A 15,226-nucleotide genomic window follows, 5' to 3' on the forward strand; every position below is an offset into this window, starting at 1 on the left:
TTCACGCCGCGGGGCTCGAATACTTCAACCAGTTGCGATCCTGGCTTCCCGTAGTATCCCGAAGAGATACTTTGGGGCGCACGCTTCAGGAGGCCAGCAGGCCGGCCACGCGCTGGCGCAGCGTCTCGGGCTGCACCTCCTGCGGCGCCACGGGGTGCCCCACGCGCAGGCCCACGCGGCTGAAGAAGCCACGCCGGAAGGGCTTGGCCATGGCCACGCGCTCACCACCGCGCAGCTCGATGCGGCTGAAGTACGAGCCCCAGAGGTTGGTCAGCGCCATCGGGACCACGGGCGGTTCGATGCCTTCGGCGCGCGCGCCCTCAAGGATCTTCATCACGCCGCCCTTGAAGGGCTGCAGCTCGCCGTCGCGCGTGATCGCGCCTTCGGGAAAGATGCCCAGCAGGTCGCCTTCGCGCAGCACGCCGATGGCCTTGGCAAAGGCCGCCTCGTACGCGGCCGGGTCTTCCTTCTGCGGTGCGATCGGAATGGCCTTGGCCAGCTTGAACAGCCAGCCGAGCACCGGCACCTTGAAGATGCGGTGGTCCATGATGAAGCGGATCGGGCGCGGGCTCGCGGCCATCAGCAGCACCGCGTCGATGAAGCTCACGTGGTTGCACACCAGCACGGCGGCGCCCTCGGTGGGAATGTGCTGGTCGTCCTTGATGTCGAAGCGGTAGACGAAGCGCGACAGCACCCAGGCCACGAAGCGCAGCAGGTACTCGGGCACCAGCATGAAGATGTAGAACGCCACCACCGCATTGGCGATGCCGGTGAACAGGAATATCTGCGGAATGGTGAAGCCCGCGCCCAGCAGCGCGCCCGCCAGCACCGAGCTGCCGATCATGAAGAGCGCGTTAAGGATGTTGTTCGCCGCGATGATCCGCGCGCGGTGCGTGGGCTGGCTGCGCAGCTGGATCAAGGCGTACATCGGCACGCTGTACAGGCCCGCGAAGAGCGACAGCAGCGCGAGGTCGGCCATCACGCGCCAGTGCGCGGCCTGGTGGACGAAAGCGCCCAGGCCCATGCCGGCCGAAGGCGGCAAGGCGCGCGAGGCAAAGTACAGGTCGATGGCGAACACGCTCATGCCGATGGCGCCCAGCGGCACGAGCCCGATTTCCACCTGCCGGCGGCTCAGCGTCTCGCACAGCAGCGAGCCCACGCCGATGCCCACCGAGAACACCACCAGCAGCAGCGACGCCACCTGCTCGTCGCCGTGCAGCACCTCTTTCGCGAAGCTGGGGAACTGGCTCAGGAACACCGCGCCGAAGAACCACATCCACGAGATGCCGAGCAGCGAGCGGAACACCACGATGTTCTCGCGCGCCAGCATCAGGTTGCGCCAGGTTTCGCTGAAGGGGTTCCAGTTGATCGACAGGCCCGGGTCGGTGGCCGGCGCGGGCGGAATGGCCTGCGCCACGCCGCGCCCCACCAGCGCCAGCAGCAAGCAGGCCACGGCCACCGTGGTGTGGCCGATCTGCGGCATCGCCACCAGCAGCCCGCCCGCCACCTGGCCCAGCAGGATGGCGACGAAAGTGCCCATCTCGACCATGCCGTTGCCGCCCGTGAGCTCGCGCGAATCGAGCACCTGCGGCAGGTAGGCGAACTTGACCGGCCCGAACAGCGTGGAGTGCAGCCCCATGAGGAACACGCAGCCCAGCAGCACCACCGCGTCGGCGCGCACGAAACCCCAGGCGGCGATCACCATGATCGCGATCTCGAGGTTCTTGACGAAGCGGATCATCTTCGTCTTGTCGAACTTGTCGGTCAGCTGCCCGGCCGTGGCCGAGAACAGCAGGAAGGGCAGGATGAACAGCGCACCGATCACCAGCCCCGCCATCGCCGGCGGCATCCAGCTCAGTTGCAGCTGGTAGGTCACCATGACGGTGAAGGCGAACTTGAAGAGGTTGTCGTTCGCGGCCCCCGCGAACTGGGTCCAGAAGAAGGGCGCGAAGCGCCGCTGGCCGAGCAGGGCGAACTGGTTCGCGTGGGCGTTGGGCTCATGCACCACGGGCGCAGTCGCGGCGGCGGCGGGGGTTGTCATGCGATGCAATCTCCTCTTTGTCTTCTACCGCTGCGCCACCGGCGTTCCGGTGGTCAGGCCGCGTCACACCGCAATCGCGGCAGGGTCGGGATTGTGCCGCAGCAAGGTGGCGCGCCAGCCCTTTTCGAGGCGGTACAGCGCCATCAGCACGGGCAGGCCGGCCAGCGACGCCACCAGGTGCTTGAGGGTGTGACCCGACACGAGGTGGCCGGTGGCTTCGTAGATGGCGTGGTCGCCCAGTTCGAAGGCCTTGGCCACCACATAGAACGCGATCACCCAGCCCAGCTTGAGCCCGACGGCGCCGCGCATCGGCGTGGCCAGCGCCAGCGTGAGCACCACCGCCATGCCGCCGAACTGCACCAGCGCCCAGGGCAGCACGTTGCCGGTTTCCTGGCAGACCTCGGCGGCCAGCAGGCCGGCCGTGAGCACGAACCAGGCGGCCGGCCAGCCGGCGCGCTGGCTGACGCGTTCGCAGACGGCGATGCCGATCAGGCCCGCGAAGGCCACGGCCATGCCGGCGCGGTCGGCGGCGAGGCGGGGCGCGTCGGGCATCAGGTGATAGAAGGCCGAGCCGGCGGCGGTGGCAATCAGGCCGGCGAAGAACAGCCAGGCGCAGTCCAGCGTGTTGTCCGGCGGGTCGTTGGCGGGCGGCGCCAGCGGGAACCCGGCCAGCGCCTCCTGGTGCGAGCGGTCGATGCGGTTGAGCCGGTACAGCCCCAGGCAGCCGATCGCCAGGAACGGCAGGTTGCTCAGCACGTCCATCGCGTTGGGCAGGTGGAACAGCGGCCGGTTGTCGGCGAACACGGAGGCGATCGCCACGTCGGCGGCCGGCAGCGCCGGGCCGAAGAAGGCGATCAGCAAGAGCAGCGCGAAGGTGAACAACAGTCCGCGTTCGCGGCGTGTCAGGGTGGGCAGAAGCATGGCGTTCCTCGGTGGGGTGGTGGCTGGCGGGTGGAATCTAGTTGCCAGCCCTCCCCCAGGCATCGAGAATCGATACGAGGCACTATTTCACTCCCTTCGGTATCCTTTTTCTATACCTTCAACCCGTACCCTCCCTTCATGAGCACCACCGTCGACCTGGTCCAGGCCCTCAAGAACGAACTCAAAAGCGCCCGCATGACGTATGCCGACCTGGCCCGGTCGCTGGACATGGCGGAGTCCAGCGTCAAGCGCATGCTGGCCAAGAGCGACATGCCGCTGTCGCGCGTCGATGCGATCTGCCGCGCCCTGAAGATCGATTTCGCCGAGCTGGCACGGCGCGTGGCCGACGCCCAGCCGCTGCTGAAGGAGCTGACGCACGAGCAGGAAAAGGCCGTGGTCAAGGACAAGAAGCTGCTGCTGGTGGCGATCAGCGTGCTGAGCCAGTGGACACTGGAGCAGATCGTGGCGTCGTACCGGATCACCGAGGCCGAGTGCATCGGCTGCCTGGCGCAGCTGGACCGCATCGGCATCATCGAGTTGCGTCCGCTCAACCGGTACCGCCTGAAGCTCGCCAAGACCTTCCGCTGGCGGCCGCACGGCCCGGTGATGGAGTTCTTCCGAGAGAACGTGGTGCTCGACTACTACAAGGGCGGTTTCGACGGCCCGGCCGAGGGCCTGCTGCTGGTGCACGGCTCGATCAGCCGGTCGCTGGCGCCCGCCTTCATGGAGCGGCTGCAGCGCGTGGCGCAAGACTTTGCGCAGCAGCACCAGACCGACCAGAAGCTGTCGGCCAAGGACCGCGAGGGCTACACCCTGCTCCTTGGCATGCGCAACTGGGAATTCGAGCTCTTCACCCGCCTGCGACGGAACTGAAGGCCCGTCAGGGCTTCGCTGCTTCGAGCGCGTCGCGCGTGGTGCGCGCGGCGTTCTTCGCCGCATCGGCGAAGTCTTCGCCAGACGAGGCGTAGATGATCGCCCGCGACGAGTTCACGATGATCGGTGCGTCGGCGCGCCAGCCGGCGCGCACGGTGGCGACCGCGTCGCCGCCCTGGGCACCGACGCCCGGGATCAAGAGCGGCACCGTCGGCGCGAGTTCGCGCACGCGCTCGATCTCGGCCGGGTAGGTCGCACCCACCACGAGGCCGAGCTGGCCGTTGAGGTTCCACGGGCCCTGCGCCAGGCGGGCGACGTGCTCGTACAGGAAGGGCTGGCCCTCGACGCTGGCCAGGCGCTGGCCCTGCAGGTCGGAACCGCCGGGGTTGCTGGTGCGGCACAGCAGGAAGGCACCCTTGCCTTCGTACTGGAGATACGGCGCGACCGAGTCGAAGCCCATGAAGGGCGACAGAGTCACGGCGTCGGCGCCGTAGCGCTCGAAGGCTTCGAGCGCGTACTGCTCGGCGGTGGAGCCGATGTCGCCGCGCTTGGCGTCCAGGATGGTGGGCACGTGAGGCGCGTTGCGGCGCATGTGCTCCATCAGGCGTTCGAGCTGGTCTTCGGCGCGGTGGGCCGCGAAGTAGGCGATCTGGGGCTTGAAGGCGATGACCAGGTCGGCCGTCGCGTCGACGATGCGCGCGCAGAAGTCATAGATGCGGCTGGCGTCGCCCTTGTACGCCCCCGGGAATTTGGCTGGCTCCGGGTCGAGGCCCACGCAGAGCAACGAACCGTTGGTTTGCTGTGCAGCGGCCAGCTTGTCGAGGAAAGTCATGGGGCCCGATTTTACGGACCCCGCCCGCCACTCTCAGTCCGTGGGGGTGGCCTGCTCTGCGGCCAGGCACAGGTCGGCCCAGGCGCGGGCCTTGTCGGCCGGGTTGCGCAGCAGGTAGGCGGGGTGGTAGGTGGCGACCACCGGCACGCCGTTCGCCGACGCCAGCGGCACGGCGCGACCGCGCAGCTTGCCCAGCGGATCGCGGCTTTGCATCAGGCTCTGCGCGGCCAGCGGACCCATCGCCAGCACGATGCTGGGCGCCAGCGCCGCCGCGTGGGCGTCGAAGGCGGCATCGATCGGCTGCGGGCTGCCGGGCTGGCCGGCGGCCACGCCGCGGTGCGTGCGCATCAGGTGCACGGGCGTGCGGCCGTCGTGCAGCTTCAGCGCGCGCAGCATGTTGTCGAGCAGGCGGCCGGCATCGCCCGCGAAGGGCTCGCCGTGGCGACCGTCGGCCTCGGGCGGCATGTCGGCCACGACCAGCCAGCCGCCCTGCACCGGCGCTGCGGCATCGGCCTTGTCGGCGTACAGGCGGCAGGGCGCTTCGACCAGCACGGCGGCGCCTTGCGCGACGGGCGCCGGCGCGACAGGACGCGGCGCCGGGGCGGCCACAGGACGGGCGACGGGCGCGGGTGCCGGGCGCGGCGGAGGCGGCGCGTCGTACGACTGGTCGCGATCGTCGAGTTCCAGCGGCGGGCCTTCGGGCATGTCGGGCATGCCGGAATCAGCGGCCACGGGAGCTTCTGGCTCGGCTTCGACTTCGATCTCCGGTTCCGGCGGCACGGGCCACCAGACCTTCACGCCCATCTCGTCGAGCATGGCGCGCTGGCGCGCGTCCAAGCGCAGGGTGTGGACTGCGGTGTCCGTCATCGCAAAGCTCCCCAGGCGGAGCCTGTTTCGTTGAGGCGCATGCTCATGACGACCGCGTCTTCGCGCTTGCCGTCGAACGCCGGGTAGTAGCCCTTGCGCACGCCGACGCTGCGAAAGCCTTGCCGCAGGTAGATGTCGAGCGCGCGCCGGTTGCTTTCGCGCACCTCGAGCCAGAGCCACAGCGCGCCCTCGCCGCGCGACCAGCCGGCCAGCGCCTCGAGCATGAGCGGCGCCCAGCCCTGGCGCTGGAAGGCCGGCGCCACGGTGATGTTAAGCAGGTGCACCTCGTCCACGCCCTTCATGGCGACGAAATAGCCGATCAGCGTTTCGCCCAGGCTTGTGCAGGGCGACTCGACACCCCGCGCCACGCCGGGCGCCAGCAGGCACTGGCAGTGGTAGCCCACGGCCATCGAATCGGTGAAGTTGGCGCGCGTCCAGGGGTGCGTGTAGGCCGTCTGCTCGACCGCGCACACGGCATCGATCCGCTCGACGGTGAGCGGTTCAAGACGGGCTTCGACGGACTGGAGGACGGCGCTCATGCAGGGTTCGGCGGAACGGCAGCGGCAGCAGCCTTGATGGCGGCGCGTTCCTCGGTGGTTTGCGCCACTTTATCGCGAACATAGAGCGGCCAGGCCTGCGCGGCGGGCACGGTGCGGCCGGCCGCGAGCAGCGCGGGCGCCAGCCGCAGCATGGCGGCGGCCGTGGGCAGCACTTCGTGGCGGGCCGTGGCGGCCGCCAGGCGCGGGCCGTAGGCGGTGAAGGCATTGCCGGCGAGCGCCCAGCCGGCCGGCACCTCGAGCGCCTCGGGGGCGAGCAGCAGCGGCTCGGGGTCGCCGCCGAACGGGCCGGCGGCGGCGAAGTCGTAGTGCGCGGCGTAGAGCTGGTCCATGCGCGCGTCGAGCACGGCCACCACGCGCTGTGCGCCGAAGGCATGGCGCGCCTCGTCGGCCACGGCCAGCAGGGTGTCGACCGGCAGCAGCGGCACCTTGGCGCCGAAGGCCAGGCCCTGCGCCACCGAGCAGGCGGTGCGCAGGCCGGTGAAGGAGCCCGGGCCGCGCCCGAAGACGATGGCGTCGAGCTCGACCAGCGCGAGCCCCGCGTCGGCGAGCAGCTCGCGGATCAGCGGCAGCAGCGTGCTCGACGCCTGCGCGCCGCCCACGCCGCTGTGCGCCAGCACGCGGTCGCCGTGGCGCACCGCGACCGACAGGTGCTCGGTGCTCGTGTCGAAGGCCAGCAGCTTGTCAGACATTCGGACGCCCCATTCCCGCCGGGCACGGCGTCGGGCAGACCGGTGCCGGCGCCACGCGCACGGCCGCTGCCTTGCGCACGCCGAACAGGATGCCGGCCGTCACCAGCGCAAGACCGGCAACCAGGCTCCAGTGCATCGGTTCGTCCAGCCACAGCACCGCACCGAAGGCCGACAGGCCCGGCACCAGCGCCGTGATCATGGTGGTGCGCACCGGGCCGAAGTGCTGGATCATCTTCGTGAAGGTGATGCCCGAGATCACCACCGAGCCGACGCCCTGGAAGGCCATCTGGAACGCGACCTCGCCCCACGGCGCGCTGCCGATGTGGCTCACGACCGCGCCCGAGGCCACCAGCAAGGTGTAGACCGGCACATAGGTCATGAGCGCAAACACGGTGATGGCGATGGTCGCGCGCACGGCGTCCAGGCCGTGGCGGCGTGCCACCACGCTGTAGCAGGCCCAGCAGAAGGCGGCGCCCATGAACATCAGGTCGCCCTTCCAGACCTCGCCGCCCTCGAAGGCGTGCAGCAGGCTGCGCCCGCCGACCACGAGGTCGCCCGCGACGATCATCGCCAGGCCGATGGCGCGCGTGGGCGTGATGCGGTCGCGCAGCACCAGCGCGGCCAGCAGCGTGGTCCACAGCGGCAGGCTGCCGGGCATCAGCACGGCCGCATGGCCGGCCGGTGCGAAGAAGAAGCCGCTGTAGGCGATGAGCGCGTAGGCCACGCCGCCGAAGATGCCGGCGGTGGCGGTCACGCGCAGCGACAGCGGCGACAGGCCGAAGAACGAGGACACCGCGCCGCGGTGCTTCGTCGCCAGCCACGCGCCCCAGGGCACCAGCACCAGGCTGGCGCCGCAGACGCGCGCAAAGGCCAGGTCGAAGGGCGTGAGCGAGCGCGCGGCCGAGGCGCGCGCGATGAGGATGAAGGCGGTCCAGACCACGACGGTGACCACGGCCGCGCCGATGCCGAGCATGCGGGGAGACAGGAGGGGCGGGGAGGTCTGCGGGGGGCGCGGCGGGCATCCCGCCATTATCGAGGGCAGGCCCCGGCCGCGCAGGGGCGGGGCGAATCAGCCGGCCTCGTCGGCGCGCAGGATCACCAGCCCGGCCGCGCGCAGCGGCGCCAGCGCCTGCTCGGGGGCCTGCGGCGCCACCAGCAGCTGCGTCGCGTCCGCCAGCGGACTGACCACCCAGGCCGACGCGGCCCCGAGCTTTTCGGACGAGGCCAGCACGACGGTCTCGGCCGCGGCGGCCATCAGGGCGCGCTTGATCTCGGCCTCTTCCGCGTCGCCCGTGGTCAGGCCCGCCTCGGCGTGCACGCCGGTGGCGCCCATGAAATACGTGTCGGCATGGATGCGCGAAATGGCCGCCATGGCCGCCGCGCCGACCGCCACCATCGAATGCCGGAAGAGCCGCCCGCCGATCAGCACCACCTCGATGCCGGCGTGCGCCGCCAGCTCGACCGCCACCGACGGGCTGTGCGTGACCACCGTGGCCTGCAGCGCGAGCGGCAGGTGGCGCGCCAGCTGCACGGCGGTGGTGCCGCCGTCGATGAACACCACCTGCCCCGGTTTCACGAGGCGCGCGGCGGCACGGCCGATGGCCACCTTCTCGTCGGGCGCGAGCTGCTGGCGCCCGCTGAAGTCGGCCTCGGCCGCCGCGACCGGCAGCGCGCCGCCGTGCACGCGCTGCAGCAGCCCTTCGGCCGCGAGCTCGCGCAGGTCGCGGCGGATGGTGTCTTCGGACAGGGCCAGTTCCTCGCTGAGCGCCTTGGCGACGACCTGGCCGTCGCGCCGCAGGACCGAGAGGATGTGTTGCTTGCGCGGTCGGGTGAGCATGGGTCGATGGTAACGTGTTTGCACGTTATTGCACGAATATTCTTGATATTGCACGAACTCGCGCCTATGCTCGCCGCCATGACCATTCACGACCGCGTCCGGGTGCACGAAGTCACCCTCCTGTCCGACAACTGGTACACGCTGCGCACCACCGCCTTCGACTGGCGGCGCAATGACGGCGAGTGGCAGCGCATGCACCGCGAGACCTACGACCGCGGCAACGGCGCCACGCTGCTGCCCTACCACCTGGGCCAGCGCACGGTGCTGCTCACGCGGCAGTTCCGCTACCCGGCCTTCGTCAACGGCCACGACGACTTGCTGATCGAGGCGGCTGCGGGCCTGCTGGACAACGCGGCACCCGAGGAACGCATCCGCGCCGAGGTGGAAGAAGAGCTGGGCTACCGGCTCGGCACCGTGCAGAAGGTGTTCGAGAGCTTCATGAGCCCGGGCTCGGTGACCGAGAAGCTGCACTTCTTCGTCGCGCCCTACGAGGCCTCGATGCGCGTCGGCGCAGGCGGCGGGCTGGCGGAGGAGGGCGAGGACATCGAGGTGCTCGAGCTGGGCATCGACGAGGCGCTGGCCATGGTGGCCGACGGCCGCATCGCCGACGCCAAGACGATCATGCTGCTGTACCACGCGAAGCTGCACGTTTTCGCGCCGGGATAATCCGCGGATGCCTCTTGCCTTCCGCCCTGCGCCCCTCGCACTGACCCTCGCCCTGCTGGCCCCGGCCGGCGCCCTCGCCCAGCAAGCCCTTCCGCCTCAAGTCGATGCCGCCCTCGCGCGCGCCAAGGTGTCGCGCGAGGCCGTGACCCTGCTCGTGGCCGATGCCGACGCGGGCCGCGCGCCGCGCCTGGCCTGGCGCTCGCAGGTGCCGGTGAACCCGGCCTCGATCATGAAGCTGGTGACCACCTACGCGGCGCTCGACCTGCTCGGCCCGGCCTACAGCTGGAACACGCCGGTCTACGTCGAGGGCTCGGTGGCCAACGGCGTGCTCAACGGCAACCTCTACATCAAGGGCCAGGGCGATCCCAAGCTGGTGCTGGAGCGCGTGTGGCTGCTGCTGCGCCACGTGCAGGGCCTGGGCATCACCACCGTGAGCGGCGACATCGTGATCGACCGCAGCGCCTTCGAGACCACGGTCGAGAACGACCCGGCCGCCTTCGACGGCGAGCCGCTGCGCCCCTACAACGCCTCGCCCGATGCGCTGCTGGTGAACTTCAAGTCGGTGAACATGACCTTCGCGCCCGACCGCGCGGGCCAGCTCGCGCGCGTGAGCTACGAGCCCCCGCTGGCCAGCGTGGCGATGCCGCCCACGGTGCCGCTGGCGCCCGGCGAATGCGGCGACTGGCGCGGCGCGCTCAAGCCCGACTTCAGCGACGTGAACCGCATCCGCTTCAACGGCGGCTTTCCCACCGGCTGCGGTGAGAAGAGCTGGGCCGTAGCGTACGCCGATCCGCGCACCTACAGCCTGCGCGCCATCGGCGGCATGTGGGCCGAGATGGGCGGGCGCGTGGGCGGCCAGATGCGCGAGGGCCGCGTGCCCGCGGGCCTGAAGCCGGCCTTCGACTTCGAATCGCCGCCGCTGGCCGAGGTGGTGCGCGACATCAACAAGTACAGCAACAACGTGATGGCGCAGCAGGTGTTCCTCACGCTGGGCCTCACGCAGAAGCAGCGCGGCACCTTCGAGGCCTCGCGCAGCGCGCTGGGCCAGTGGTGGCGCGAGCGCATCGGCACCGGCGAGGCGTCGCCGGTGTTCGAGAACGGCTCGGGCCTGTCGCGCGACGAGCGCATCAGCGCCGCCGCGCTCGGCAAGATGCTGCAGGTGGCGTGGCGCTCGCCCGTGATGCCCGAGCTGGTGGCCTCGCTGCCCGCGATGGGCGTGGACGGCACGCTGAAACGGCGCACGCTGCGCTCGGGCGGCGCGGCGCACCTGAAGACCGGCACGCTGCGCGACGCCTCGGGCGTGGCCGGCTACGTGCACGGCGCGAGCGGCCGGCGCTACGTGCTGGTGGCCATCGCCAACGGCGAGAACGCCGGCGCCGCGCGCGCCGCCTTCGATGCGCTGATCGACTGGACCGCGCAGGACCAGTGACTCGGACGGGGCCCGAGCCGCCCCGCTACTGAATAGGTTCTGCTCGCAAACGCTGCTTGCGCGCGGCCATGGCGCTGCCCAGAATCGGACGCTCGTTCGTTTTCGATACAACTCCAGGAGACGCGCCTTGACCTTGCAGCACCCACGGCATTCACAGCCCTCGTCCTTCCCGGCCCGCCAGGTCACCGCCACGGCGACGCTCGTCGGCGCCACGCTGTTGCTCGCCGCCTGCGGCGGAGGCGGCGGGGGTGGGGGTGGTATCGGCATCGGCTTTCCGCCGCCGGGCGGCGGCAGCGACACCGGGCGCGGCTCGGTCGTCACCAGCCCGCCCGAGCAGGGCACCAAGCTCACGGCCGACCAGTTCAGGGCCAGCCTGCAGGCCTCCGACCAGGGCAAGGCGCTGCTGCAGGTCACCGGCGCGCCCAAGTGCGGCGTCGACATGCGCTACCTCGAGTACCGCACCGTCGGCGGCAAGAACGAAGCCACCAACGCCACCGCCGCGATCATGGTGCCCTCGGGTTCCGACGTCGCCTGCAGCGGCGCGCGCCCCGTGGTGCTGTACGCGCACGGCACCACGCCGGCGCGCAACTACAACCTCGCCAAGTGGACCGACACCACCCAGCCGGCCGCCGGCGAGGGCCTGATGGTGGCCGCCATGTTCGCGGCGCAGGGCTACATCGTGGTGGCGCCCAACTATGCGGGCTACGACAAGTCGACGCTGCCCTACCACCCCTACCTCAACGGCGAGCAGCAGGGCAAGGACATGGTCGATGCGCTCACCGCGGCGCGCAAGACCTTCTCGGACATCGGCGCGAACGACGCCGGCTCGCTGTTCATCACCGGCTATTCGCAGGGCGGCTACGTGGCGATGGCCGCGCACCGCGAGATGCAGGCCACCGGCAAGATGGTGACGGCCTCGGCCCCGCTGGCCGCGCCCTCGGCCATCAGCCTCTTGACCGACTACACCTACCTGGGCTGGCCGGCGCTGGGCGCCACGCTGTTCGTGCCGCTGCTGTCGACGAGCTGGCAGCAGCAGTTCGGCAACGTCTACAACAGCACCAGCGACGTCTACGAAGCGCAGTACGCCACCGGCATCGACACGCTGCTGCCCACCCTCACGCCGGGCACGCTGTTCTCCAGCGGCAAGCTGCCGCAGCTGGCGCTGTTCCCGGCCGACGGCAAGCCGGGCCCGGTGAGCCCCGAGCTGGCGATCTTCTATGGGGCCAACAACCTCATCAAGCAGAGCTTCCTCACGCAGGCGGCCACCGACATCCAGTCGGCCCCCTGCCCCGGCAACGCGCTGCCGGCCACGGCCGCGTCGCTCGGCTCGGCCACGCCGCTGGACTGCAAGCCCGCCACGGGCTTCCGCAAGGCGGCCATCGCCAACGACCTGCGCAACTGGGTGCCGACCAAGCCGATGCTGCTGTGCAGCGGCGCGAACGACCCGACCGTGAACTTCCTGAGCACGCGCGCCACCGCCGGCTACTTCCGCGCCAAGGGCATGCCCGCCGCCGCGCTCGCGGTGGTCGACCTGGAAGACCGCGGCACCACCGACAGCTACTCGGCGGCACGCGCCGGCTTCGCGCAGGCCAAGGACCTGCTGGCACAGAGCACGCCGGGCAGCGCCACCGACAAGGCGCGCGCCGTGACCGCGGCCTACCACGGCACGCTGGCGCCGCCGTTCTGCCTGGCGGCAGCGCGCGGGTTCTTCCAGGGTGTGCTGGCGGCCGGAGGCTGAGCCCCGCAGCCTGAGAGGCGTTGATCAGGCCGCTGCAGCGCGCTGCAAGCGGTCCTTGACGCCTTCCCACTCGGGCGTGTCGGGCGGCGTCTCGACCCAGATCAGCTTCACGCCCTGCGCGTCGAACTCGCGCAGCACCGCGAACAGCTGCTGCGCGGTGGCTGCGGCGTCGTCGGGCATGCGCCGCAGCAGCACGCGCTGCGAGCGGCTGCGCACGCTGCTGCGCGTCCACACGGCGATGTGCGCGGCGTTGGCACCGAGCACATCGAGGCCGGTCTGGATGGCCTTGGGGTCCATCAGCCGCACCTTGGCGTCGGGCGCGTAGTGCGCCTCCAGCGTGCCCGAGGCGCGCGGGTCAGGCGTGTCGAGCACCTCGCGGTCGCGCAGCGGCTCGCCGACGGCGGCCTCGATCTGGTCGCGCGTGATGAGGCCCGGGCGCAGCAGCACGGGCGCGCCGCGGCTGCAGTCGACGATGGTCGATTCGATGCCCACTTCGCAGGCGCCGCCGTCGACGACGAGCAGCGCGTCGCCGAATTCGTCGTGCACGTGCTGCGCCGTGGTCGGGCTGACGCGGCCGAAGCGGTTGGCGCTGGGCCCCGCCAGGCCGGGCACGCCCTGCTCGGCGCAGGCTTCGAGCAGCGCCTGCGCCACCGGGTGCGCGGGGCAGCGCAGGCCGATGGTGTCCTGCCCGCCGGCCGCCGCCGTGCCCACGCCGGGCTGGCGCGTGACGATCAGCGTGAGCGGGCCGGGCCAGAAGGCCTGCACGAGCTTCTGCGCGAAAGGCGGCAGCGGCTGGGCGAAGCGCGACAGCGCCTGCGCGCCCTTGGCGCCCGCCGCCACATGGACGATCAGCGGATGGTCGGCCGGCCGGCCCTTGGCCGCGAAGATGCCGGCGACGGCGGTGTCGCTGCTGGCGTCGGCGCCCAGGCCGTAGACGGTCTCGGTCGGGAAGGCGACCAGCCCGCCCGCGCGCAGCACGCGCGCGGCCTCGGCGATGGCGTCGGGAGCGTGGCCGTCGAGGATCATGCGAGCGCCGGCAGGCCCAGCAGCAGCGCGGCCTGCGAGGCATTGGCGCGCACGCTCTCGAGCGTGGCGCCGGTGAGGGTCAGGTGGCCCATCTTGCGGCCGCGGCGCGGCGCCAGCTTGCCGTACAGGTGCAGATGGGTGCCGGGCAGGGCGAGCACCTCGCTCCAGCGCGGCGCGACCGGCTTGGCGCCGTCGCCTTCGCCGCCCGGGAACCAGAGGTCGCCCAGCAGGTTGAGCATGACGGCGGGGCTGTGCTGGCGCGGCGCGGTCAGCGGCAGGCCGGCGAGGGTGCGCACCTGCAGCTCGAACTGCGACACGTCGCAGGCTTCCATCGTGTAGTGGCCGCTGTTGTGCGGACGCGGCGCCATTTCGTTGACCACCAGCGAGCCGTCGGCCAGCGCGAAGAACTCGACGCACAGCACGCCCACGTAGTCCAGGCCGCTGGCGATGCTCTTGGCGGAATTGACCGCGCCCTGCGCCACGGTCTTGGGCATGTTCTGCGGGTGCACCTCGGTCACGGCGAGGATGCCGTCGCGGTGCAGGTTGCGCTGCGGCGGGAAGTGCACGATCTGGCCGTCGCGGCCGCGCGCCAGGATCACCGAGCACTCGAACTCGAGCGGCAGCATCTTCTCGAGCACGCAGGGCACGCAGCCGGCGGCCTGCCAGGCCTCGACCAGCTCGGCGCGCGTCTTCACGCGCTGCTGGCCCTTGCCGTCGTAGCCCAGGCGGGCGGTCTTGAGGATGCCGGGCAGCAGCTGGTCATCGACGGCGGCCAGTTGCTCCGCCGTCTCGATGACGGCGTAGGGCGCGCAGGGCACGCCGCAGCGCGTGAAGTGCGCCTTCTCGGCGATGCGGTCCTGCGCGATGGCGATGGCCGAGGCGGCGGGCGACACCGGCCGCGCCACCGCCAGGTGCTCCAGCGAGGGCGCGGGCACGTTCTCGAACTCGGTGGTCACCGCGTCGGCCAGGCCGGCGAGGCGGGCCAGGCCGTCGACGTCGGCGTAGTCGGTGTGGATGTGGTGGTGGCTCACGCGGCCGGCGGGGCTGTCGGCGTCGGGGTCGAGCACCGCAGTGAAGTAGCCCATGCGCTGGGCCGCGTGCGCGAACATGCGCCCGAGCTGGCCGCCGCCGAGCACGCCGAGCGTGGCGCCCGGGAGGATGGGCAGGTCACCCGAATGGCCGGTGCTCACAGCGCACCCCCGCCTTGCGGCGAGAAGGGCGACACCGCCGCGCCCGCTTCGGGCGGCGGCAGCACCATGGCCTCCGCGGCGGCGGTCTGGGCCGTGCGGAAGGCGTCGAGTTGGGCGCGCAGCGCCGGGTTGTTCACCGCCAGCATCGCCACGGCGAACAGCGCCGCGTTGGCCGCGCCGGCGGTGCCGATGGCAAAGGTGGCCACGGGCACGCCCTTGGGCATCTGCACGATGCTGTAGAGGGAATCGACGCCCTGCAGGTGGCGGCTGGCCACCGGCACGCCGAGCACCGGCACCGTGGTTTTCGACGCCAGCATGCCCGGCAAGTGGGCCGCGCCGCCCGCCCCGGCGACGATCGCCGTGAGCCCGCGCCCGGCGGCGCTTTCGGCGTACGCGAACAGCGCATCGGGCATCCGGTGGGCCGAGACCACCTTCGCTTCGTGGCTGATTCCGAATTGCTGGAGAATCTCGACCGCGTGGCGCATCGTCTCCCAATCGGAGTTCGAGCCCATCACTACACCGACCTGAATGGTTTCGTTCATGGTTTCAATTTTACG

General features: G+C 71.1%; 15 protein-coding genes. 4 read left to right on the plus strand and 11 right to left on the minus strand.

All coding sequences use genetic code 11. The features are described from left to right. Window positions 1-85 precede the first annotated feature (85 nt). Complete coding sequence (locus FFI97_RS31950) at window positions 86-2,041, minus strand: MFS transporter (protein ID WP_139700701.1); 1,956 nt, start codon at window positions 2,039-2,041, stop codon at window positions 86-88. Window positions 2,042-2,104: 63 nt separating this feature from the next. Further along, window positions 2,105-2,962, minus strand: coding sequence for a hypothetical protein (locus FFI97_RS31955; RefSeq protein ID WP_139700703.1), 858 nt, complete (start codon window positions 2,960-2,962; stop codon window positions 2,105-2,107). Window positions 2,963-3,100: 138 nt separating this feature from the next. Between FFI97_RS31955 and FFI97_RS31960 the strand changes: the two genes are divergently transcribed. Next, a complete protein-coding gene (locus FFI97_RS31960) occupies window positions 3,101-3,835 on the plus strand; it encodes a helix-turn-helix domain-containing protein (RefSeq protein ID WP_070063207.1) in 735 nt (244 codons plus the stop codon). Between the two features lie 7 nt (window positions 3,836-3,842). On the opposite strand, the gene pyrF is transcribed toward FFI97_RS31960, so the two are convergent. From pyrF to FFI97_RS31990, 6 genes are all read right to left on the minus strand, one after another. Next, a complete protein-coding gene (gene pyrF, locus FFI97_RS31965; RefSeq protein WP_062477481.1) occupies window positions 3,843-4,667 on the minus strand; it encodes an orotidine-5'-phosphate decarboxylase in 825 nt (274 codons plus the stop codon). Between the two features lie 33 nt (window positions 4,668-4,700). Continuing rightward, entirely contained in the window at window positions 4,701-5,534 is an 834-nt protein-coding gene (locus FFI97_RS31970; protein WP_139700705.1) for a uracil-DNA glycosylase family protein, read from the minus strand. After that, the gene (rimI, locus tag FFI97_RS31975; RefSeq protein WP_139700707.1) at window positions 5,531-6,073 is read right to left on the minus strand and encodes a ribosomal protein S18-alanine N-acetyltransferase; all 543 of its coding nucleotides are present in this window, start codon (window positions 6,071-6,073) and stop codon (window positions 5,531-5,533) included. Before rimI ends, FFI97_RS31970 begins: the two co-directional genes overlap by 4 nt. Continuing rightward, the gene (gene tsaB / locus FFI97_RS31980; RefSeq protein ID WP_139700709.1) at window positions 6,070-6,783 is read right to left on the minus strand and encodes a tRNA (adenosine(37)-N6)-threonylcarbamoyltransferase complex dimerization subunit type 1 TsaB; all 714 of its coding nucleotides are present in this window, start codon (window positions 6,781-6,783) and stop codon (window positions 6,070-6,072) included. Before tsaB ends, rimI begins: the two co-directional genes overlap by 4 nt. Beyond that, window positions 6,776-7,756: a DMT family transporter gene (locus tag FFI97_RS31985; RefSeq protein WP_260685249.1), complete on the minus strand. Its 981-nt coding sequence runs from the start codon at window positions 7,754-7,756 to the stop codon at window positions 6,776-6,778. The genes tsaB and FFI97_RS31985 overlap by 8 nt, the downstream gene beginning before the upstream one ends. 96 nt (window positions 7,757-7,852) lie before the next feature. Beyond that, the gene (locus FFI97_RS31990; protein WP_139700714.1) at window positions 7,853-8,620 is read right to left on the minus strand and encodes a DeoR/GlpR family DNA-binding transcription regulator; all 768 of its coding nucleotides are present in this window, start codon (window positions 8,618-8,620) and stop codon (window positions 7,853-7,855) included. A 78-nt stretch (window positions 8,621-8,698) separates the two neighbouring features. Here FFI97_RS31990 and FFI97_RS31995 point away from each other — a divergent pair, with 78 nt between their 5' ends. The 3 genes from FFI97_RS31995 (at window position 8,699) to FFI97_RS32005 (ending at window position 12,453) form a co-directional block, all read left to right on the plus strand. Beyond that, window positions 8,699-9,286, plus strand: coding sequence for a GDP-mannose pyrophosphatase (locus FFI97_RS31995; protein WP_139700716.1), 588 nt, complete (start codon window positions 8,699-8,701; stop codon window positions 9,284-9,286). A 7-nt stretch (window positions 9,287-9,293) separates the two neighbouring features. Further along, entirely contained in the window at window positions 9,294-10,715 is a 1,422-nt protein-coding gene (gene dacB, locus FFI97_RS32000; protein ID WP_139700718.1) for a D-alanyl-D-alanine carboxypeptidase/D-alanyl-D-alanine-endopeptidase, read from the plus strand. 133 nt (window positions 10,716-10,848) lie between these two features. After that, window positions 10,849-12,453, plus strand: a complete 1,605-nt coding sequence (locus tag FFI97_RS32005; RefSeq protein ID WP_139700834.1) for an alpha/beta hydrolase family protein — start codon at window positions 10,849-10,851, stop codon at window positions 12,451-12,453. 24 nt (window positions 12,454-12,477) lie between these two features. On the opposite strand, the gene FFI97_RS32010 is transcribed toward FFI97_RS32005, so the two are convergent. The 3 genes from FFI97_RS32010 to purE are packed head-to-tail and all read right to left on the minus strand — an operon-like array spanning window position 12,478 to window position 15,211. Continuing rightward, window positions 12,478-13,479 (minus strand): L-threonylcarbamoyladenylate synthase, encoded by a 1,002-nt coding sequence (locus FFI97_RS32010; RefSeq protein WP_144004554.1) that lies wholly within the window; start codon window positions 13,477-13,479, stop codon window positions 12,478-12,480. Beyond that, window positions 13,476-14,669: a 5-(carboxyamino)imidazole ribonucleotide synthase gene (locus tag FFI97_RS32015; protein ID WP_062481925.1), complete on the minus strand. Its 1,194-nt coding sequence runs from the start codon at window positions 14,667-14,669 to the stop codon at window positions 13,476-13,478. The genes FFI97_RS32010 and FFI97_RS32015 overlap by 4 nt, the downstream gene beginning before the upstream one ends. Beyond that, window positions 14,666-15,211, minus strand: a complete 546-nt coding sequence (gene purE, locus FFI97_RS32020; protein WP_139700722.1) for a 5-(carboxyamino)imidazole ribonucleotide mutase — start codon at window positions 15,209-15,211, stop codon at window positions 14,666-14,668. Before purE ends, FFI97_RS32015 begins: the two co-directional genes overlap by 4 nt. Window positions 15,212-15,226 lie beyond the last annotated feature (15 nt).

The organism is Variovorax sp. KBS0712, from assembly GCF_006323185.2.
Taxonomy (GTDB): domain Bacteria; phylum Pseudomonadota; class Gammaproteobacteria; order Burkholderiales; family Burkholderiaceae_C; genus Variovorax; species Variovorax boronicumulans.